General features: G+C 47.5%; 21 protein-coding genes and 2 pseudogenes. 2 read left to right on the plus strand and 21 right to left on the minus strand.

The features are described from left to right. Positions 1-243: 243 nt before the first annotated feature. The 3 genes and pseudogenes from AB4Z29_RS27120 to AB4Z29_RS27130 form a co-directional block, all read right to left on the minus strand. Positions 244-1089 (minus strand): IS3 family transposase, encoded by an 846-nt coding sequence (locus AB4Z29_RS27120; protein WP_441946101.1) that lies wholly within the window; start codon positions 1087-1089, stop codon positions 244-246. Further along, complete coding sequence (locus AB4Z29_RS27125; protein ID WP_441946102.1) at positions 1086-1208, minus strand: hypothetical protein; 123 nt, start codon at positions 1206-1208, stop codon at positions 1086-1088. Before AB4Z29_RS27125 ends, AB4Z29_RS27120 begins: the two co-directional genes overlap by 4 nt. A 32-nt stretch (positions 1209-1240) precedes the next feature. Continuing rightward, positions 1241-2235: pseudogene (locus tag AB4Z29_RS27130) on the minus strand (glycoside hydrolase family 3 N-terminal domain-containing protein). A 188-nt stretch (positions 2236-2423) separates the two neighbouring features. Here AB4Z29_RS27130 and AB4Z29_RS27135 point away from each other — a divergent pair. Next, the gene (locus tag AB4Z29_RS27135) at positions 2424-2870 is read left to right on the plus strand and encodes a tellurite resistance TerB family protein (RefSeq protein WP_441946103.1); all 447 of its coding nucleotides are present in this window, start codon (positions 2424-2426) and stop codon (positions 2868-2870) included. Between the two features lie 50 nt (positions 2871-2920). Here the strand turns inward: AB4Z29_RS27135 and AB4Z29_RS27140 are convergent, their stop codons facing one another. The 18 genes and pseudogenes from AB4Z29_RS27140 to AB4Z29_RS27225 form a co-directional block, all read right to left on the minus strand. After that, positions 2921-3295 carry a hypothetical protein gene (locus tag AB4Z29_RS27140; RefSeq protein ID WP_441946104.1) on the minus strand — a complete coding sequence of 125 codons (375 nt, stop codon included), beginning with the start codon at positions 3293-3295 and terminating at the stop codon, positions 2921-2923. Between the two features lie 14 nt (positions 3296-3309). Further along, positions 3310-3900, minus strand: a complete 591-nt coding sequence (locus tag AB4Z29_RS27145) for a thymidine kinase (protein ID WP_441946173.1) — start codon at positions 3898-3900, stop codon at positions 3310-3312. A 53-nt stretch (positions 3901-3953) separates the two neighbouring features. Continuing rightward, positions 3954-4523, minus strand: a complete 570-nt coding sequence (locus AB4Z29_RS27150; RefSeq protein ID WP_441946105.1) for a hypothetical protein — start codon at positions 4521-4523, stop codon at positions 3954-3956. A gap of 304 nt (positions 4524-4827) precedes the next feature. Further along, entirely contained in the window at positions 4828-5922 is a 1095-nt protein-coding gene (locus AB4Z29_RS27155) for a toxic anion resistance protein (RefSeq protein ID WP_441946106.1), read from the minus strand. A gap of 18 nt (positions 5923-5940) precedes the next feature. Next, complete coding sequence (locus AB4Z29_RS27160; protein WP_441946107.1) at positions 5941-6636, minus strand: hypothetical protein; 696 nt, start codon at positions 6634-6636, stop codon at positions 5941-5943. 202 nt (positions 6637-6838) lie between these two features. Beyond that, on the minus strand, positions 6839-7306 hold the full coding sequence (locus AB4Z29_RS27165; protein WP_441946108.1) for an SRPBCC family protein: 468 nt from the start codon (positions 7304-7306) through the stop codon (positions 6839-6841). Between the two features lie 424 nt (positions 7307-7730). Continuing rightward, positions 7731-10091, minus strand: a complete 2361-nt coding sequence (locus tag AB4Z29_RS27170; protein ID WP_441946109.1) for a PAS domain S-box protein — start codon at positions 10089-10091, stop codon at positions 7731-7733. 213 nt (positions 10092-10304) lie between these two features. Then, complete coding sequence (locus AB4Z29_RS27175) at positions 10305-11324, minus strand: ATP-grasp domain-containing protein (RefSeq protein ID WP_441946110.1); 1020 nt, start codon at positions 11322-11324, stop codon at positions 10305-10307. Between the two features lie 47 nt (positions 11325-11371). Continuing rightward, positions 11372-12169 (minus strand): HAD family hydrolase, encoded by a 798-nt coding sequence (locus AB4Z29_RS27180; RefSeq protein WP_441946111.1) that lies wholly within the window; start codon positions 12167-12169, stop codon positions 11372-11374. Next, positions 12166-13356 carry a cysteine protease StiP family protein gene (locus tag AB4Z29_RS27185; RefSeq protein ID WP_441946174.1) on the minus strand — a complete coding sequence of 397 codons (1191 nt, stop codon included), beginning with the start codon at positions 13354-13356 and terminating at the stop codon, positions 12166-12168. Before AB4Z29_RS27185 ends, AB4Z29_RS27180 begins: the two co-directional genes overlap by 4 nt. After that, a pseudogene (locus AB4Z29_RS27190) lies at positions 13345-14649 on the minus strand (phosphoribosyltransferase family protein); the annotation flags it as partial. The pseudogene AB4Z29_RS27190 and the gene AB4Z29_RS27185, both read right to left, overlap by 12 nt. Next, positions 14591-15796, minus strand: a complete 1206-nt coding sequence (locus tag AB4Z29_RS27195; protein ID WP_441946112.1) for an HpcH/HpaI aldolase/citrate lyase family protein — start codon at positions 15794-15796, stop codon at positions 14591-14593. The pseudogene AB4Z29_RS27190 and the gene AB4Z29_RS27195, both read right to left, overlap by 59 nt. A gap of 99 nt (positions 15797-15895) precedes the next feature. Continuing rightward, positions 15896-16687 carry a TerC family protein gene (locus tag AB4Z29_RS27200; RefSeq protein ID WP_183567033.1) on the minus strand — a complete coding sequence of 264 codons (792 nt, stop codon included), beginning with the start codon at positions 16685-16687 and terminating at the stop codon, positions 15896-15898. Positions 16688-16711: 24 nt separating this feature from the next. After that, positions 16712-17989 carry a TerD family protein gene (locus AB4Z29_RS27205; protein ID WP_441946113.1) on the minus strand — a complete coding sequence of 426 codons (1278 nt, stop codon included), beginning with the start codon at positions 17987-17989 and terminating at the stop codon, positions 16712-16714. 73 nt (positions 17990-18062) lie between these two features. Beyond that, complete coding sequence (locus AB4Z29_RS27210) at positions 18063-18641, minus strand: TerD family protein (RefSeq protein ID WP_441946114.1); 579 nt, start codon at positions 18639-18641, stop codon at positions 18063-18065. A 110-nt stretch (positions 18642-18751) separates the two neighbouring features. Next, entirely contained in the window at positions 18752-19333 is a 582-nt protein-coding gene (locus tag AB4Z29_RS27215; RefSeq protein WP_441946115.1) for a TerD family protein, read from the minus strand. A gap of 27 nt (positions 19334-19360) precedes the next feature. After that, entirely contained in the window at positions 19361-19954 is a 594-nt protein-coding gene (locus tag AB4Z29_RS27220) for a TerD family protein (protein WP_183567045.1), read from the minus strand. A 642-nt stretch (positions 19955-20596) separates the two neighbouring features. Continuing rightward, entirely contained in the window at positions 20597-20761 is a 165-nt protein-coding gene (locus AB4Z29_RS27225) for a hypothetical protein (protein WP_441946116.1), read from the minus strand. Between the two features lie 125 nt (positions 20762-20886). Between AB4Z29_RS27225 and AB4Z29_RS27230 the strand changes: the two genes are divergently transcribed. Beyond that, positions 20887-21195 carry a thioredoxin family protein gene (locus AB4Z29_RS27230; protein ID WP_441946117.1) on the plus strand — a complete coding sequence of 103 codons (309 nt, stop codon included), beginning with the start codon at positions 20887-20889 and terminating at the stop codon, positions 21193-21195. Positions 21196-21230: the final 35 nt, after the last annotated feature.

Consider the following 21230-nt stretch of genomic DNA (forward strand, 5'->3'; position numbering starts at 1 on the left):
GACCATTTAGCACGCCATCACCCCTCTACATTGCAGTTTCTGCAATGAAATCAGCAGATTCTAGTTTGTTTCAACGGAATTTCCGGTTTTCGTTGTACTTTGTACAACGTAGCCCCTCAGGTGGCAGCACATGTGAGGTTTCTATTGCATTTTCTGCATCGTAGTCTCCAATATAGCTCAGTGACCTTGCCATGAAATTGTAGATAGCAAGAAACCCTCAGTTACAACTGTTTGTCTAACTATCTATACCGCCTTAGAATGCATGAATGGCGGGATATAACCGTTTGAGGAATGTGTCCTCCGACGGTTGTAGAAGAGCTCAATATACTCAAAAACGGCTTTCTTAGCCTCAGCTCTAGTCTTAAAATGACGTTCATTGAGCCATTCCATCTTGAGCTTACCCCAAAAGGATTCCATGGGAGCATTGTCGTAACAATTACCCTTGCGACTCATACTGCGAATGAATCCATTCCTCTTCAAAAGTCGTTGGTATTTCTTGCTGGCGTATTGAACGCCACGACCTGAATGGACGGTCAACCCTTTCGTGGCTCCTGTACGGCCAACTGCTTGTTTTAAAGCGACGGAGACCAGCTCCGTCTTCATACGACTATCCATAGCCCATCCAACAAGAGCTCGACCATGCAGTTCCAGTACACCTGCTAGATACAGCCAGCCTTTGTCGGTAGGGATGTAAGTAATGTCCGAAAGCCACTTCTCACACGGTTTGCTGGTTTTAAAATTTTGATTCAACAAGTTATCCGCCACTGGCAGATTATGTATGGAATTCGTTGTTGCTTTGTACTTCTTAACCACTTTAGACCGAATCCCGTTTGCTTGCATAAGGCGCACTACACGACCTCGACTTGCTTTCTGGTCAGCCAGCAGATTCTTGGTGATTTGCGGTGATCCGTATATCCTGTGGCTTTTTATGTGAATGTCTCGTATGGTATCAAGCAGCTTTCGGTTTTCGACACTTCGATTGCTCTCAGGACGTTTGATGTAAGCATAGTAGCCGCTTCTAGAGACATTGAGGGCCTGGCACATCTTTGCAATCCGAAATTCGAAGCGGTGTTTTTTCAAACCGCTCACGGGCGCCCCGTCTTGATCACGCGTAATTTGCTGAATACGTTATAATCCGAAATGACAAAACCTTTAAATCCGAGCTCGCCCTTCAGCACATTGGTTAGAAGCCGTTTGTTTGCATGCATCTTGAGACCTTGTATGCTGTGGTAGGAAGCCATTACGTCTGTACGCCAGCTTCTACCGCCGCGCGGTACATATCCAAATCCGAAGCTAGCAGCTCATCCTCCGTATCTTTTGTCACGTTTCCTTGGTTCACTCCATTATCCGTATAGCCTTCGCCAATGAAATGTTTAGCGGCGCCTACCACCCGGCTCGTCTGGCTGCGCTCAGCCGCCGTCTCGCCCTGCAGGCCTTTGATATAGGCCACGCCAAGCGCCTTCGAGATCGCTTGGCTGCCGCTGTAGCCTTCATACGTGCGGCCCAGCGAATATCCTGCGGCGCCGCAATCGTTGGCGCGAAATCCCAGTTCGCGCTGGTCGAGCGAATTTCCTTCGCCGTTGCCGCGCCGATCTGCATCACGAGCTCGGCATTATTCGCAGCACCTAGGCCGAAATTATGGGGGAACAAAGTCGCCCCCTTCACATTGTTATGGCCATGCACGCCGTCTACGCCGTACAGCAGCGGAATGCCAAGCCTTGTGGAAAGCGCTCCGTCTTGGTAGCTGTCAATCAGCGTCTGCCAATTCTCACGCGTGCTGTCCTGCTGCTTGCCATTCGGGAAGGAGCCTCCTCCGCTCAACGCCGAGCCGATAAAATATTGCTTAACCTCCTCCGGTGTAATATTGCCCTTCTCAGACTGTATCATTTGACCCGCGCGTTCCTCAATTGTCATTCTAGCAAGCAAATCCGCTGCGCGGACCTTTGCGCTCTTGGACGGATCCAAGTAGGCGGGAAGTCCTCCCACGGTCTGTACCAATGGAGCCGCGCCAACCGAAAAAAGGCTAGTCATCAGCGATAAGACCAATAGCATTGCCGTCATCATCGACATCTTTCTGTTCAAGCCAAACCCTCCTCGAAACTTTAATAGCCGTCTCCCGCACATGCCATTCCATTTTCGTAGAACCGCACAGACGTGATTACCTACAAGTATAAAATTGATAAGGGTTTGAAAATATGGCGCGTTCTTGCGATTATGTGCGTTGTTTTTCTGCATTTTGCAATCGGTTTCAGCATGAACTCCGCTCCCTTCAGTCACAACGCTGCGCACGTCCGTCACAGCGGAACGGCAGCTCAACAGCCTGCGCAAAAACAGACTTTTTTCCTCAAAATTTGCTAATTACCCCCAAATGAAACTACAATAGAGATACAACCTAAAAAATCCGCTCAGGGAGGCTGAACAAAATGAGTTCATTTACATCTTGGCTGTCAAATACGAAGCAGGGCTTGAATGATCAAGTCAAAAAGTTTAAAAACAAAGAATTTCTAGATGCAGTCGTTGCAGGCTGCGCTATCGTAGCTGGGGCAGACGGCTCCATTGATTCGAATGAGAAGCAAAAAATGACCGGCTATATCAGCCGCAGCGAAGAGCTTAAAGTGTTTAACATGACCGATGTCATCAACCGTTTCAACCATTACGTAGGCAATATTGAGTTTGACGGCATGATTGGCAAGCAGGAAGCGCTTAAAGCGATTGAAAAATTCCGCAGCAAGCCTGAAGTTGGCCGTGTAATCGTCGGTGTATGCAGTGCCATTGGGGCTGCTGACGGTGATTTCGATCCTAAAGAGCAGGCAGCTGTCCGTGATATCTGTACTACACTGGGACTCAATCCTAGCGAATTCAGCCTGTAACAGCGCCATAGGGCTGACTGTCCCATGAGGGTAACTTAGGTCGGACAAGCCTATAACATGCAAAAAGAACCTTCAACCACTAAAAAGTGGAGCTGAAGGTTCTTTTTCGCTCTATGCTGCAGCACAATCGGGAATTGCATTTTCAAGAAATGACATTTGAGACAGCGCTTATTGTTTACTGTTTCGTTTTCGTTCTCGTTTTCGTTCTCGTTTTCGTTTTCATTCTCGTTCTCGTTCTCGTTCTCGTTCTCGTTCTCGTTTTCGTTCTCGTTCTCGTCTTCGTTCTCGTTTTCGTTCTCGTTCTCGTTCTCGTTCTCGTTCTCGTTCTCGTTCTCGTTCTCGTCTTCGTTCTCGTTTTCGTTATCGTTTTTGTCTTCGTTCTCGTTCTCGTTTTTGTTATCGTTTTTGTCTTCGTTTTCTGCCATGTAACCCGACTCTGCTAAGCCTTACGGAAAGCTTCATTATAGCAGCGCCTGCACACCGGCTTGTAGTCCTCATTGCCGCCGATCAGAATCTGCTCGCCCGCATTCATTGGCTGCCCGTCATGAAAACGAATGACCATTGTAGCCTTGCGGTCGCAGAACCAGCAGATCGTCTTAATCTCCTCGATCTTGTCTGCCTGCACGAGCAGGTTATAGCTGCCCTCGAAAAGCTGGTTCTGGAAATCATTTTTGAGACCGAATGCCATAACCGGTATGTTCAGCTCATCCACGACTGCCGTCAGCTCCAGAATGTGATGCTTCTTCAGAAATTGCGCCTCGTCAATCAGCACGCAATAAATGTTGGAAGGCGCAGCCGCTGCGACAAACTCCTTCACGCTCTCATAAAGATTAGTGTCCTCCTGAACTGGAATCGCTTCCCGTTCAAAGCCGACGCGGGAGCCGACACGGTCAACGCCTCCTCTTGCACTGACGGAGGGCGAATAAATAAGCACTTGCTTGCCCTGCTCCTCGTAATTATGGGCCACCTTAATAATTTCAAATGACTTGCCGCTGTTCATCGTACCGTATTTGTAATAAAGCTGTGCCAATCCAATCTCCTCCACAAACAGTCAATGCTCCTATTATACAGGAAGCGGCACCGTTATTGTATCGCGAGAAGCCTTGACTTCGCTTCACCGTAGGTTTTGACGATTTGCTGAATTTTCTGGAACTCAGGATCGGTTGGCCCTAAGTCTGCCATAAACATCCGATGCAATATTTGATTGTACATATTTTGGCGCGACTCTATCAGCTTGACCTCCATGCTGACCAAGTCTTCCAGATCATTATCCTCAATTAATCGATCAATATCGATAGATTCATTGCCGGAGGAAGAAGGCTGCTCGTCAAAAATCCGATCGGAGCCCCTTCTGATCCGGGGAAGCTCCTCGTATTCCACTTCCGGCTCCGGCTGCTGGCCAAGCGGAATTGACGTATTCAATTCGGAGATCATGATGCCCTCTTTGGCAAGCATGACCTGGAACGGTCGATGCGCAATGAGATCGGCAATCACGAGCCTGCTCATATCCTTGTTGCGGATCAGCGATGAATCGAATGGATGCAGCACCCACTGCTCGTCGCGATTGAACAGATTGAAGGTAAACCATTCTCCCCCGTATATAAATCTTATATTGATATTCGATTCCGAAATAATTTCATAGGTAAACTCCACGTGGCATACCTCCGATCCATCAGTATAATTTTTTTCCATTATACCAAATCAGAGATGGGAGTAACCAGTCATTACCGCATATCCTGCAAAATCGCTTCCGTTCTCTCCGAGCTTGCGACGACAATCAAGACGATAAGAAGCGTTGCCAAAGCAATACCGCTAATCATAACAGGATCACCTCATTTTTTCTTTAAAGCTATGCAGGCGATTCCCTATATATGCACGTACCGCGCGGGCCTAGCCCTCCAAAAACAAAATAAACGAGCCCGTGAGGGCTCGTCCAATACACAATCACAGGCGATGCTTATTCCAAAAAACCTTTGGCTGCATGAGTCGGAAGCTCGCGCTGACTCGCTCCTGCACCCGCTTGAATGCCTAGGCGCTGGCCAACCTTCTGATTAATTTGGGTCATTTTTTCCGTTTGCTGCGAGACAGTTTGAATAATTTGGCGATTGGAGTTTTCGTATTTGTCCATTGCGGAGAACAAATCCGTCATCGCCCGTTCCACGAGCTCCATGCTCATTGCCGGTTTGGTCAACGCTTGATTCGCTCGCTCACTTGTTTCGTTCAGCAAGCGCGCATTCTCGGCAAATTGATTGCCCAGCATCTCGTTCGTTGAATTAACCGCTTCAATCGCTTTCATTTGATCGTCAATCGCGCTAGCTATGAGCACGGATACCGACATCAGATGCTGTGTTTTATCAATCGAGCTGTCGAGCGCATCCATCAGCTTGTCATTCGTGTCATTAATAATATCCGTAGCGGCAATAGCCTGCTGATAAAGCATGATCATTTCCGTATACGTCTGAAGCTTCGTTACAACCTTGCGAAGTCCGCGCTCCAGATGCGATTTCCGATGGTCATTCTCTGGCTTCGCAATTTCATCCTCGAACATTTTCTTGAGACGGTTGCCGTATTCGACCAGCAGCTGCAGGTCATACACATTGTCCAAGCTGCTGCGCTTCAAGTTGCGCATATGCACAACGTTTTCCTCCAAATTATCGCGTCCGTCCCGCAATGATTTGACGATGACCTGTACATTCGACTTGGCCGATTGATATTTATATATATAGTTTTTCATAGGTGCCTTGCGCATGAGCTTCTGTACAAGCGTTAGCTGTTTGCTGCGGCTTAAATCCTCTACCTCGCTGCGCAGCTTAAGCATATTGTTTGCAACCTCGGAGCGCTTGCCCGACATGAGGTCGGACAGCGGACGCTCCAGCATCGTTAAGGTCTGTCCAGAGCGCTCCAGCGTCTTCTGGCCTTTTTTCGTAATTTCATCCATCAGCGAGTCCAGATGCATCGCATCCGTGGTTGCGACCTTCTGCATCGTGACCTGTACTTCCTGTTCCAGCTTCTGAAGATCTTCACTTCTTAATTGGACGAGTTGTTGTGACATGGCTTGTTTCCCCCTTCATTAATCGGAAAGTCGATAACGTTGTTGAATCAATTCAGCCTTCGTGCGCAGCTCCATCAGGTCCTTCTGCTCTATCGTTTTCGTATAAAAGGTAAGCTTCGAATCCACGTCCTTAATCCCATCGAGCAGAAGCCGCCTATTCTGGCGCTTCGCTTCGCCGCTCAGCCTAAGAAACGGATTGATCGTCGAGTTCAGGTCCCTTCGGACCAGACGAACGATATTGTGATTGATGCTGGCGTCCCCAAGCGCGACCAAATCCGGAATTAGGCGGTTTAATCGCGCCAGCAGAGCGAGCGTCTTCTGTACGATTTCATCGTCCAAATTGTTCTGCTTGCCTTCGAGTAAAATCATATCTTCGATAATGCCAATGTATTCCAAGGCTGAAGCCAGCTCGGGATCTGTAATAACCGGCGCAGCGTCTACTGCTGGAGCGGCCGGTACCGCTTGCGGGGCCGAAGCTCCCGTTCCTGCATTCGCCTGCTGCTGCAGCGGCGGGTTCTGCTGTCCTTGCTGGAGCTCCGGTCCTTGTGTCCGCTGATCGATTTCTTTCCTGCTGCGCTGTCTCAACGACAATGCGACAAGCAAACCGACCGCTGGTACGGCAATCGCTATATAAGGAGAAGTAACCCAATAAACAACAAGTCCCACGGCATAGCTGCCGGCTGCGATGCCTAAGGTTTTTTTCAAACCGCTCATTGCTGCACCTCCATTCAAACTTGCTTCCTTTTAACTCTATACGTTCGTTATGCTTAATTATCTCGTTTTTCTATCCTAGAAGTCAATTTTCAAGAAACAAGCTCTGTTAACGATGTTTCGACTAAAGAGATCTGGAGGAAGTACCTGCTAAAAATAAACGGCAGCCCCGATTCTTCGGTGAACTGCCGCATGATTCCTATATTTAACGTTGAACGTTGGCATCAGGAGCCTTGTCCGATACGAGTTTCAATATAATGCCATGCTCAAGCAGCGCTTTTAGCCCGCAAAGCACGATCATATATCCGCCCATGCCGTCAATGGCTTGATTAACGACTTCATCTCCATCTCCCGTGAAACCTGAATTCGTAATTGTAACAAAGGCTTCCCTATCTGCCCTTCGAATAAACTGCCACTCGGTCAACGTATGATCCGACCATTCGATTACAATACGTTTGTTTTGTTCGAATTCTTTTACAAAAACGTTATCCGATACCCCATACATTTCCCAATCCCAGCGAATATGTGCGCCCTTTTCCAGTCTTCCGCTGCTCTTCGTAAACCAAAACTTTGCCGTAATGGCCGGATTAACAAACGCCTCGAATACTTCCTCAACTGGCTTACGGATCAGCATGTCCGCTTTTACAATCGGTTCATGATTTAGGGTGATCATCTATATATCTCCTTTTCGCAAAAGATTTCTTTCATTATAGCATAACCAGACGGACGCTATTCTTTCTCCTCCTTGCTATACTTACGCTGTAATATAGCGGTCACGTATAGCAAGGAATAACATGCCGTTTCCAGCCTCTTATTTTCCTTTTTGAATTATCGTACAAGATCAGCACTCCCTAACCAAGCTATGTTTTGCATTCGAATAACATATCCGAATTAAATTAAAGGGGATTTTGTTAACGGAGTTTAACGCAGCGGATTGATTCCATAAGACCTAGCAGAATCCTCTCCATTCAATTGAAATAAGGTTCAGCCAAAATAGCTCAGGCTGAACCTCACCTATGAAAGGGCAGATTGTTATCGTGGTTAAACACTAAATCATATGCAACACATTTCCCCCAACGCTGCCCGGCTTTCTTGCCTTACGCCCAATGCTTTAACACACGTTTTACCTCATTCGCCCCCAATGGTTTGCAGATGTAATCGTCCATGCCGGAAGCCAGGCAAAGGTCTCGGTCTTCCTTCCGGGCCAATGCCGTTACTGCCACTATAACTGGACGCTTCCTTTTTCCTTGCAGCTGCCGAATGGTAGCCGTAGCTTCCAATCCGTTTTTTCCTGGCATTTGCAAATCCATAAACACGATATCGAAATCCTCCCTCGTGACAGCTTTTACAGTTTCGTCACCATCCTGAGCCCACTTAGGCTCATGTCCCAATTTGCGCAGCAAAGTGGTCATCAAGAAACGGTTGACTGCATCATCATCCGCGATCAGGATGTTCAACGGCCTCTCGTTTACCTTAGAATGAACAGCTGGCTCATTGGTTGTCTCGCTTCTTTTCAGAGGTGGCAACAAAGGCTCCTGAATCGTTTCTTTTTGAATTGTCCGGAATGGCAGCATGAAGCAGAAGGTAGAACCCTCATTTTCGCGGCTTTTCACTTCGATTGTACCGCCCATCAGCTCCACCAGCTTCTTCGATATCGCAAGGCCTAGCCCGGTTCCCCCGTATTTTCGGTTCATCGAGGGGTGCAGCTGAGAAAAGGATTGGAACAGAAGGTCTAGCTTGTCATCTGGAATTCCAATACCCGTATCCGTTACAAGGAACTGCAATAAGCACTCGTTCGGATTACGGGTCGATAGCATCTCTACGGAGAGCGATACCTCGCCTTGATTTGTAAATTTAACCGCGTTCCCGATGAGGTTCACCAGAATTTGACGCAGCCTGCTCCCATCGCCGATCAGAGTGGACGGGATACGCTCCTCCAGCCGCAATGACAACTTGATGCCTTGTCTCGATGCACGAGGCGAGAAAAGCGCTACGGCACTTTGAAGCAGCGGCTCCAAATGAATGTCCTCCTGATGTAAATCCAGCTTGCCCGCTTCAATCTGGCTAAAATCAAGCATTTCGTTCAGAATCCGGAGCAGGGCGTAGCCGCTCTCTTTAATCGTTGCTGCATATCCTTGCTGCTCCTCCAATAGCTCCGTTTCGATTAGAAGCTCCGTCATTCCGATAATCCCGTTCATCGGAGTACGTATCTCATGGCTCATCATGGCTAGAAATTCCGACTTCGCCCGATCCGCTTTTTCCGCAGACTCCTTGGCACGCAGGATCTCCTTCTCCCCCGTAATGTCGCGGAATACAACGACCGATCCTTTCAGCTCGCCTTTATCCCAAAGCGGTGCCGCATGATATTCCGCCAAAAATGTTGAACCATCATTACGCCAGAATATCGCTTCCGAATTGTAATGCGGCCTTCCTTCCCTAATGGCCTGAACCAACGGATGATCATCGGTTGGCAGATGGCTGCCTGTATGATCGTTCTCTTCTTCCTTGAATCCCAGCATCTCTTCACCGGCGGGATTCAGAAACATCGCTTTTCCAAGAGAGTCCGTGCCGAGAATGCCTTCGGAAACGGAGTCTAATATCAGCTTGTTTTGACCGCTGAGATTCTCGATATGTTCCAGATAGCGTTGGCGTTCCGTAATGTCAACCGTGATGCCATACACGCCGACGATCTCACCGTTCACAATAATAGGAACATTCGTAGAATTGATTTCTACAAGATGGCCGCTTTTGTGGATGATGGTAAGATCATAGCTTTGCGGCTCGCCCTGTTTGGCCAAGTTAAAATGGTAAAGGGTCTTATGCAAATCTTTTGGGTGCACGATTGGCCCCCAGTACATGCCTATCAATTCCTCCAGCGTGTACCCGGTAATCATCTCTAGATTCGCATTAGCCGTAAGGTAATCGCCGTCCAAATTCATCGAATATACGGCAGCCGGGTTGTGGTCGAACAATGATTTGTACCGCTGCTCGCTCTCCTGAACAAGCCGATCTACGTAGATGGCATCCGTAATGTCACGTGAAATGGCGATTATTTCTCCGAGATTGCCTTGATTATCCATCAAATACCGGATAGAAAATTCCAACCACTTATATTGTCCGTCCTTATGGAGGCAGCGCGATTTCAAGATACGCCCTTCCGTATTCTTATCGAATAAGAATTCCCGGACGTTGTCTCGGTCTTCTGGATGCACAAGAGACATGCAGTTAATTCCGACCATCTCTTCGGGTTCATAACCCAGCAGATTCCGACAGCTTGGAGATGAATAGATTATAGTCGTTTCCTCACCTGGCTTGATGATGGAAATCCAATTCGGTGATATCTCTGTCAACGTACGGTGACGTCGCTCACTGCGCTTGAGATCTTCTATCTGGGATCGCAAAGCGGCGATTTCATATGATTGTTGGGTAATGTAGGAATCGCGGGGGTCATCCGCCATGCTCTTGCAACTCCTCGCAGCTAGGTAAGTATCCTAAGCTAAATAAATTTATATTCTATATAGTACACGTTACGGTGACGCTTTAAAACAGTTCGGAGGTATAAAACCGAATGAGTCCGCCTGCATGTCTTATCGTTCAATAGTCATACCCTATGTACTTTACGTATACTTCCCATAAAAAAAGAAGGGACGGATGCCCCTTCTACTTATTTGCTACTTATTTGGCATCAACAAAGGCTGCTCGACATAACCGGCCTGTATGCCGAATTGCGGCGTCGGTGGAACAATTGTTTTGCCTTGCAGCGCTTGAACCGCCAAGTATGGCATGTTTACGCCGGACAAGCAGGTAATGTACAGCCCGCCTGACATGCGCGGGTTAATCTCCAGCAGCTTTGGAACGTCGTTGTTGTATTTCACCTGAATATTGAACGCATAAGGAATGCGCAGGCTTGCCGCAATCCGATTCGCGATATCCAGCAGCTCAGGCGACTCCTCAAGCAGATAGGTACGTCCGGTCGATTTGCGGCGCGGAATCGCTGCCAGCAGCTCTCCCTCCGCAGTTGCCACGCAATCAATACTATATTCCGTTCCTTCCAGCAGCTCCATCACCATGATCGGCTCGAAACGGTCCGTCAATGAGAAAGTGTCATATGCTTGTTCGAAAGTCGTCGTCAAGGTCACGTAGCCGTATATATCCTGGAGGGGATCGCGTTCATTGTCAATAATACGAAAGCCCATCCCTCCCTCTGATTTCGTCGGCTTGAAGCATACCTTATGGCCAGCAGCCGTAAGCTCCTCATAGGCCAGCTTAAACTCTTCCGCAGTAGTAGCCACACGGTAGTCGGGGATCGTCACCAAGTCCTTGCCTTGCAGCGCCTCAAAAAACTTATCCTTCTCGATCATGGCATCCAGCAGCTCAATATCGCGGCATACCATTACCTTCGTGCCAATCTCATCAAATAGATGCGCATATCGCGATATTTCTTCCATGTGCAAGCGCGGGATAAAAATATCGATTTCATTGCTTCTGCAAAAATCTACGCAAAAGTCGACATATTCTCGGCCAAAGACTGCCGGCTCGGTGCCAATGTGATCCGACGCGAGCAAGGACATATGATTAATATCAGGATGGGTGCCGAAAAACTCAAAAGCCTCTCCGTCCGGATTGTCCCGAATCATATTAATGTAGTGGTATGCAACCGAAAACCAACGATTCATATAAACGCGTGTCATCTCATCATTCCTTCTTCCGATTCATTCAATATTTGCCGCTTATACGTTTATGATCGTCTCGCATGCTCAAGGATCGTTGCAAGCAGCTCCTCGGAGGCAAGCGCGCCTCTCGCTTCTGTAAACCGGATATGAGGATGCTCCGAATAGAAGCGGCCGAGCTCCCCATGCACAGGGGATAGAGCGTAGTCCGCCGCAAGCAGCAAGCTTTCATCCAACAGGCTGTCTCCGGCCGCATATACGTAGCTAGCCCCTAGCTTTTCCTTTACGTACTGAATGGCTGCTCCCTTGCTCACTTTCTCAGGCACCAAATAAATTTTCCGGCCTTGGAGCGAGTAACTCCAGCCGAGCGGTGCCAGCTGCCGCCTCAGCGACTCTAGCTCTTCATGCGGCAAGCGGTCCCTTTCCACAACGATAGAGTAAAACAGCTCATCGCAAAGATCATTTGATTTCACCCAATGTGATGTGGAGATTTTGGCGAAAAGATCAGCTATTTCCGTATGATCCGCACAATGCTGCTTCACGGCGCCGCGTACGACGCTCTGCCATTCCTGGTCAACTTCTCCGTCTTTAAGCACCGTACCGCCATTGCTTACAATCACATAAGGAGGATTAAACGTCTCCCTGATGCCGAATATACGGTTGTATTGCTCCGGAATGCGCGTCGTCACGGGAACGAAAGCCATCATCTCCGCCAGCTCCGTCAGCCTTTGTATGGCGGGCTTTGTCATATATGAAATGTATCTGCCCTCATACAGCTCTACGGGAAGCATATCCTCAAGCTCGATTTCGCCTTTGGATCTTACCGAATAAATTAACGTTTGATCCAAATCGCTTGCAAAGATCATTCCGCATCCCCCTTGAGCGCTTTAATAATGCCGCAGCAGGAATAGGTCATATGCGGATATTCTTCAACCGGCACGCCGCGATCCTTTGCAAGCAATAAGATATGCTTTAGATTAGGGTTGTCCAGTCGGTCGACGAGAATTTTCCAAGGCACTCTGCGCAGTAGAACTCTTGTCGTCTCGCCTACGCCAGGCTTGATGAAATTAATATCGCTGACCGCAAACTCGCTTTGGATACGGGTAATATCCTGCATTCCCTGCCAATTGATTTCATTAAGCGCCGGACTCGCTTCCATCCTCAGCGCTTCAGCTTTGGATTTATCAGCCGTTTGATCGAAATACGCGGATACTGTATCTACGAACGCATGAGATAAATCAGCTTTGTCCCATTCCTTGTAGTACTTCGCCCCGTGGAAATCATAGGCTCCAATCAAATCGCTCCGTAGGACGGTTCGACTGATTAAGCCGGATACGGTTGCGTTCAGGCATGCACTTGGGATAAGGAAGTCATCCCTCGTACCGAACAGTGCTGCGCAGTGCCCTGGATCCGCAAGCACGGCAAGCTCAGCGCTAAAATCAATGCCATATTTGCGTTTCATTTGGCTGCAAGCTGCAAGGAGTACCTTCGTAATAGCACCCTTCCCTGTCCAGCCGTCTACGAATTGCACAGTCTGACTAGGATGATTCTGATTCATGTATAGCAGCGCATTCTCGTCGATACCTTTGCCTCTTATAATCGATAGGCTGTAATGCGGAATATCTCTGCCATACACCTGCTTGATGTAGCGTTTTATTAATACGCCTATCGGGGTACCGCCTCTTGCCAAGGACGCAAGGACGACGTCGAAGCCTCGCCTTTGGATAATTCGCTCGGATACGATTCCTATCGCTTCGGCGATCCGGCTCGCAGAATCGCTCAGCGCATCGTGAAACAGCTCAATATATTCGGCACTTGGCTGATATTCGATCGGCAGGCTCTCTGAATAATGGCCGCCGGACTGCATAGCGGCTTCCCGCTCCTCTGTCCGCTGCTCTAAAGATATTTCGCTTAGATCCTTTAACAGAAAGGTAACGTCCTCTTTGTTATAGCTGCCTATAGGGGTAGGAGCTGCTATGCTTTTCCGGCTAAAATAAACGATATGAACGCGAGGTATCCCAAGGGAGATCAACACCTGCTGAAGCTCTGCCATTTGCTCAGACGCAAGCTCTCGTTCCATGAATAGAAACATCTCATCATACGAGCCATGCGGAATGTTGTACATGAAATTCATGACATCAGCATGCTCAGGCGAGGCAAAGCGGTATGCGGATCGAACCGCATAGCTGCTACTGGAATGGGGGTGTATGGGGCTGCGCGTGCTGGATTGGTACCATGTGTTCCCGCCAAGCTCGGCAGCTACCCGCATCGGAATGTACATGAACTCACCGGCTCCCATGCAGAGCGTCTTGCCGCCAGTGTGATGCTCGCGTAGGAAAGCGGCTGCTTTCTCCACTTCTCGGTCAAGCAGGCTGCTCTCCTCTGACGTTAAACCGAATCTTCCCGTGTGCTGCACATAGGAAACCTCGCCATTTCTCGAAGGCAAGGCTGCGAAACCGTGATTTGCGTACAGGACGTTAATATCCGGAGTCTGCAGGGAATTACGCAATCCTTCAGCCTCTCCCGTACTCTCGATAGGCGTACCGGATACAACTATTTGTCCCGTTATCAAGGAAAGGCAATGAACCTCCACGCCAAGCTCATCTTGCAGCTCAGTGAAGCGCTGAATGTCTTCATCTGAACGCCAGTCCAGCAGGCTTGCAACGATATAATCTTTTTTCCCGTATCTCGCATGCAGATCATGAATAATATTGACCGCCGTTTTGCCCGTTGTCATCTCATCATCTACTAATACGATCGTTTCAGCTTCTTGAAAGATGGCAGGATCAAGCGCATAACAACGATGGGTTGTCGCATGTGAGTGTTCTTCCTCGAAATCGATGCAGGAGTTCATATAAGCGATGTTCTCACGAGTGGTGTGCAAGAAAGAGGCTTCACCTTCAAACATATCGAACATACTGTGGCCAAGCGCCGTTGCCGTTTCTGCAAAGCCGATAAACAGCGTTTTCTCGTTTACCGCCATTTTGCGCTTCTTCATGCGCCTATAAATATCTCCCGCGGTCTCAGGTGCCTCGAACGCTTCCAGAAGCTCTTCGATTCGTACAGGCAGCTCTCTCCCCTTAAATTGCTGATACAACAGTCCGAGCGCTGCTCCCGACAGCAGGGAGACATGAGGCCTTACCGGAATATGCTTGCCAAGCACCTTGCTTACGAACAAAAAGCTTCGTTTTTTGTTCATACGGGCTGCCATCTGGAAGAGCTGCTCCAGCGGAATATCAAAAGCGTTGCCCGTCACCTGGATCGTAACCTCTAAATCTCCAATAATATTAAACGATTGCGGTTTCTCGTTCTTCTGCGAGTAGGCAGGTGAAATTCTGGTTTTCATTTAGCACCCCATATATGTTCGATCTGATCAATATGCGCTTGGCCCATGTCATATGCGGCTTAAACTCATTCATTTTATTCGAATAGCGGCTTTTCATAACGCCCAAGTCGCCTTGGCCGTTCTCCATAATATGCAGGGCGTCCATGTATTCCTCATGAGTAACGACCAGCATCGATTGTACAGGCTTAATATGCGTCGGATGGATGATCGTTTTCCCAATAATGCCATTTTCCTTATCCATTGCGACTTCACGTATAAGTCCGTCTACATATTTATTAATATAATCCATGCGTAAAATGCGTCCATGCTTGCCCATGCTCTCTTCGAACGGCGTTTGCCTTAGCTGCGGTTTAAACACGCGGTCGCTCTTGAAATACTCCCATACCGGACCGGATATTACATAGTGGTTATCCATCCGACCGAACACGTTGACAATATCCGCGATGCAATCACGAATAACTGCGATGTCGTAGATTGTATGGTCGGGACTTCTGCGAAGCCCAAAGAGGCTGGAGAAATCAGTTGCTCCAATTCTTACGTTGAGCACATATTCCTTATATTCATTCAGCAGTGCCGATATCTCCATCAGCGTCTCGATCCTCTTCTCGCGGTAGATCACATCGGAGCTCTCTAGAATTGGCATGCCATACAGCGTAGAGCTAGTTATTAGATTGCGCTTATTGTACTCTGCAAGCAAGCTTAAATAGCCTCTGCCCGATTCGATATTAAATTTCGGAAATACGATTCCTGTAACATGTTGAATTTCCTCGCCAAAACAAGACAACAGCCGCTTTAACTGGTCAACAGAGCGAACTCTAATAAAAATAAGCGGAATTTCATTTACGCGCAGCAGCCCTATTGATAGGTATCTACCAATCGTCAATAGCGTTGCTTTCAGATTCTCTTCAGCAAATTCGAGTTGATTATCGCCTACTGCATCTTCAAGGTCTATCACCATAGACACGAGTCCCTCGTGTTTATCGGCTACCAAATCATCTGCTATATTAACTTTGGTCGCTGGCATATAGAGCGCCGCGCCAATCGCGTGAGCAATAATTTCTTTGTCAGCATCATTATTGAAATGAGTAGGGAGGGAATAAAAGAAACTCTGCTCTTCTTCATTGGTAAGATAGTTGAAATACCTCAAAGTGATCCCTCCTAAAATTTTGGTAAAACAAGCTGAGAGTGAAAAAATATCCCTCGCGTTCCATTGAGGGATATTTCGATAATCTGTATATTTGCTTTACTAGACGGCTTTCGAGCCTCTTTTGTTACGTACTGCGCTGAAAATAAGCGTACCGCCAAATACTGCAATAATGACACCGAAGAACAGCGCATGCGGCACATGGAAATCGTATGCCCCTGCGATCATCTTAGCAGCGATCAAAATAATCAGGATGAAGGCTGCTTTCTCCAGCTCAGGGAACTTATCGATAAGCTTGAGAAATACTTGAGCGACGCCGCGCATCATAAGAACGCCTAGAATACCGCCGAGGAACAATACCCAAACCTCTTCGCTTACGCCGAATGCAGCAAGCACGCTGTCAATACTGAACGCGATATCCATAATTTCAACGGCAAGCACGGTACGCCAGAAGCCGTAACCTTTGTTCTGAACCGTTTCTTCTTCTTCATTTCCTTTTTTGCCAATGTAGGGAATAAGCTTAATTCCGCCAACGCGAGCAAGCTTGAATTCGAGATGGAATAGATTGCTAAGCGCAATCCACAATAAATACAATCCGCCCGCGACTTTAATCCACGTAATTTGCACGAGATAAACACCGACGCCAATCGCGATGAACCGGAAGATATAAGCTCCGATAATCCCGTAGAACAACGCACGCTTCTGCTGCTCCTTAGGCAAATGCTTAACCATAACGGCCAGCACCAATGCATTATCAGCCGAGAGCAATCCTTCTAGAAGGACCAGCGTCGCAATGATTCCCCAGTTCGTCGGGTTGGTGAATACGACCGATAGATTGTCCCAGTGAAAAAATTCACCAAAATTTTGTATGATGCTCTGAAAAAAATCAACCATTCTAAAAAACCTCCGGCATTAGCATTATTTGCTTCCTTGTACCCATCTTAGACCCCAGTTAAACGCCTCATCGAGATCCTTATGTCCCGAGAAATACTGTACGAGCCGCTGAATACTAAAGGTTTGGTCATTTACATTCTCGACCATCGCAATCGCGCACATACCCTTGCGATTGTTATGCTCGTCCATTCTCACCTCGATTTCAGGACCGCCTGCTTGGCTGATGGTAACAACGCCTGCCGCTTCCGCCCAGTTAGTAGCACCTTCGTATATATATGCGTAGATGACAATCCTTTTAATTTCTGATATTTTATTGCCATTTATTCTAAGATTTTCACCTGTTTGGATTGAGCCTGTCCGATCATCCCCATCAAGTGAAACGTATGGCGCCCTAGAAAGGTCTCCAAAACTATTGCCTAACGCCTGTACGGAGCCTTTCATGCCATTTTTCAGCTCGTACAAGCAGCCGACATCCAGATCGACGCCGCTGGATCTCCCGAAAAATCCGGTAGAGGCTTTCTTTTGATTCCAATTCAAATTAACAACGATCTCACCTAGGGAGCCGGCGCCTTTCTGTAAGTTAATGACGTCGCCGCGCTTCGTTAATGAAATCTTGCTAAGGCTAATTGGGGCTGCTTTCGGCTCAGACACGATTGGCTCCGGCGGTTTAGGCGGAATAATCGGTGCCTTGACTGGCTCTGGCGACTTCGTCGGTGCAGGCGAAGGCGCATCAGCCTTCACTTCTATCCCAAAACTGCTGCAAAGTGCGGCCAAGCCGCCGGAATATCCGGAACCAATCGCATTAAACTTCCATTCGCCATTATATCTATATAAATCTCCTACGACAATCGCAGTTTCGATAGAGAAGTTTTTTCCAAGTTCATACCGCAATATTTCGCGTCCTGTTCCTTCGTCAATTATGCGAATATACGCATCGTTTACGCTAGAAAAACTTTGTTTTTTTGATTCCCCATCGTAGAGGGTTAGCGTGAAGGAAATACGTTCAATCGCTTGAGGTACATCATTAATGCGTATCATCACTTGTTCCTGATCAATCTTTCCTGCCAAGCTGCGTTTGTTATCGCCTGATAGTACGATTGAACCGGTTGTTTCCTTTGGATTTCCGTAAAAGATCAAATCCTGGTCTCCAGCTGCTTTTCCGTTTGCACGCAGCAAAAAGGCAGAGAAATCAACATCCACGCCTGCCGCGCTATTCCATCCCATTCCAACGATAAGGTTTTTAAAAGAAGGATTGTTTTTGGTAATATCTGCTTTCTGGCCTTTCATTAGTGACAGCTCCATGCGCTGACCGCCTTCCAGTAATAATAGAATAGGGTGACCACTGCTCACCCTGCCACCCTAAGCTTCATTCGTATTAGACCGATAGTCCGTAATTGCGGCAGAGCGCAGCGAGTCCACCCGAGAATCCCGAGCCAATCGCTTGGAATTTCCAATCCAATCCATGGCGATACAATTCGCAGAAGACGATTGCCGTCTCCACGGAGAAATCTTCGCCCAAATCATAACGCAGCACTTCTCTTCCCGTAGCCTCGTCTACTAAGCGGACAAAAGCGTTCGAGATCTGACCGAAGTTTTGGTGCTTGGTTTCAGCATCATGAATCGTAACCGTAATTCCGATCCGATCAATCTGCGAAGGAACTTTGGCGAAATCAATTTTAATTTGCTCGTCGTCCCCGTCGCCTTCGCCGGTTCGGTTGTCGCCTGTATGCTCAACGGCACCGTTATAGGCAATCAAGGCATTGTAAAAAACAAAATCCTTTTCATCCCTGGCCTTGCCATCCTGGTGCAGCAGAAATGCACTTGCATCCAGATCAATTTCACCGCCGCCAGTATACTTATTCGTATCCCAGCCGAGACCGAGAACAACCTTTGTAAGCCCTGGATTGGTTTTGGTAAGATCAATCCGTTGTCCCTTGGAAAGATTAATGGACATCGTTTACTCCTCCTTGAATATAGCTAGGTTCGAATGGCTGATATGGACAATTGTCATTTCAAAAAAGGGCCGCCACTGGCGACCCTTTACGGGTTGTTGCTAAAAGCGTATTAGTTAGTCGATAGACCGTAGTTGCGTGCAAGGCCAGCTAGTCCGTCTTGGAAGCCGCTTCCTACCGCACTGAACTTCCACTCGCCGGAATGACGGTAAAGCTCGCCTACGATAACCGCTGTTTCGATGGAGAAATCTTCGCCCAAATCATAACGGATAAGCTCTGTTCCGCTTTGCTCGTCTACGATACGAACGAACGCATTGGATACTTGTCCGAAGTTTTGGCTGCGTGCTTGTGCGTCATGAATGGTGATACCGAAAGCAATTTTATCTGTCTCAGCTGGAACCGCGCCAAGATCAACGCTTACTTGCTCATCATCGCCATCGCCCGCTCCAGTACGGTTATCGCCAGTGTGAACGACTGAGCCGTTGCTGTTTTTAGGGTTGTTGTAGAAAATGAAATCCGAATCGGATCCTACTTTGCCTTCTGCATTCAAGCAAAATACCGATGCATCAAGGTCAAAGTCTTTCCCGCCGTCATATTTATTAGTATCCCAGCCTAGACCAACCGTAATTTTCGATAGACCCGGGTTTGTTTTCGTAAGATCGATTTTTTGACCTTTGGATAAGCTGATTGCCATTTTAAATGCCCTCTTTTCTCAATATAATTATTGGTATTGACGAGCAAGAATATCAACATGAGGAGCATGAGTGCCTTCCCCAATTGCGCTAAACTTCCATTCACCGCTGTTCCGGTAAAGCTCACCCACAACCAAAGCTGTTTTGCCCGAGTAATTATCCGTCAAGTTAAAGCGAATAAGCTCTTGGTTGTTAACGGGGTTAACGATACGTATGAACGCTGATTTAATCATTCCAAAATCCTGACGTCTGGATTCGCATTCGTAGATGTTTACCACGCAAAGAATCTTGTGGATATGCGCAGGTACCTTGTCCAGCTGTACGATAATTTGCTCATCATCGCCATCGCCTTCGCCAGTGATGTTGTCGCCCGTGTGAACGACCGAGCCATCACCGCTCTGCTTGTTGTAGAAGCATACGAGATTACGCTCGCCGCTAAGCTTTCCTTTTTCGTCCAACAAAAGCGCTGAAGCGTCACAGTCAACGTTCGCAGCTTTCTTCATTCCGAAAAATCCGCCCTTAACCTCGGCAGGGTCCCAGCCTAAACCTACGATCACCTTGCTAAGTCCAGCATTTCCTTTGGTTAAATCTATCTTCTGGCCTTTTACGAGAGAGATTGCCATTGTCTTTGCACCCCCTTTCCAAATGGTTCAATACTTAATCATGATTCGATAGCACATTTAAACTCAAGTACTCTACAGTTGCTATACGCCCATTCGACAAGCAAGTTCCAAAAAAAAAGTGTGAACGTTACATTATTCTACAAAAGCTGAATAATCCCTTTTCTTTGTGGCAACGATGCTTGAAATAAACGGAGCAGCTCTGCTAGATGCCTGCAGGTACATGCCTAACTTAATTTTATAACAATTGCCTGCCCAATTACAAATTCCTACAAATAAAGAAACAAAATGATGTGATCGCCGTCTGGTTTGTGTCTAAATCAAGCAAGCATAATGAATGATAAGGTTACAGAACACTTTTTTTACAAAAAAAAGGTGGAAAAATGAGCCCATTAACGAGATAATTAAAGGAGTAAATACGAAGACGCGGGGTGTTCGAATGGAATTCATAAAAAAGAATAAAACCAGTCTCATTTTTGCTGCCTTGCTGCTCATCAATGGCTTATTTTTATTATCGATCGTCCTATCCAAAAACTAGCCTCAACGATACATAACCGCCGCATTCATTCCAAAGCTATTCCGCTGTGCCGCTGCACAGAGACAGCCTTCTCCAGCGTTTCGATTCCCCCTTCATGCAAGCAGCCATCACGGGCCCGTCCCTTTGCTCGTCACAACCCAGATTGCTCCCCGCTTCTTAACATAAACAACACCTAGCTCGTCTCCAGTCGCCCGATCCATATATCCCTCTACAGCATAGAGATTTCCATATTTCGCATCTACGACTTCCGTTTTCACTATGTTCGCTTTCAAGCTGTTAATCGGCTGGAGACTCTCCAGTATCTTACGGCGAATCGTCCATTCCGAATATCCATTTTCCTTGTGCTGGAGACGCGAATCGAGTAAATTACTTTTATACCGTATGAAGGAGCATTACGATGGCAATCCGCGAAATCAATGAAGCAGCCTTGTTAGATCTTCTGCAATCCGATAGCCGTAGAACGGCCATTTATTTCTTCACACCGCTGTGCGGAACCTGTGCAATTGGAGAGCGCATGCTTGAAATTGCTGAATTGACTGGCATTTCGGTACCTCTTTACAAGCTTAATATCAATTACGCTCCGCTACTAAGGGACAAATGGAAAATAGCCAGCGTACCCTGCTTGGCATTGCTTGAGGAAGGCGAACCCATCCGCTTGGAATACGCCATGCATGCTGTCGACCATCTTTATCTCATGCTGAAGTAAAGGGACGTTGAACCTCCACTCCCTTTACTCCCGCA

Origin of the sequence: Paenibacillus sp. 2TAB23, from assembly GCF_052115165.1 — a bacterium.
Lineage (GTDB): Bacteria > Bacillota > Bacilli > Paenibacillales > Paenibacillaceae > Pristimantibacillus.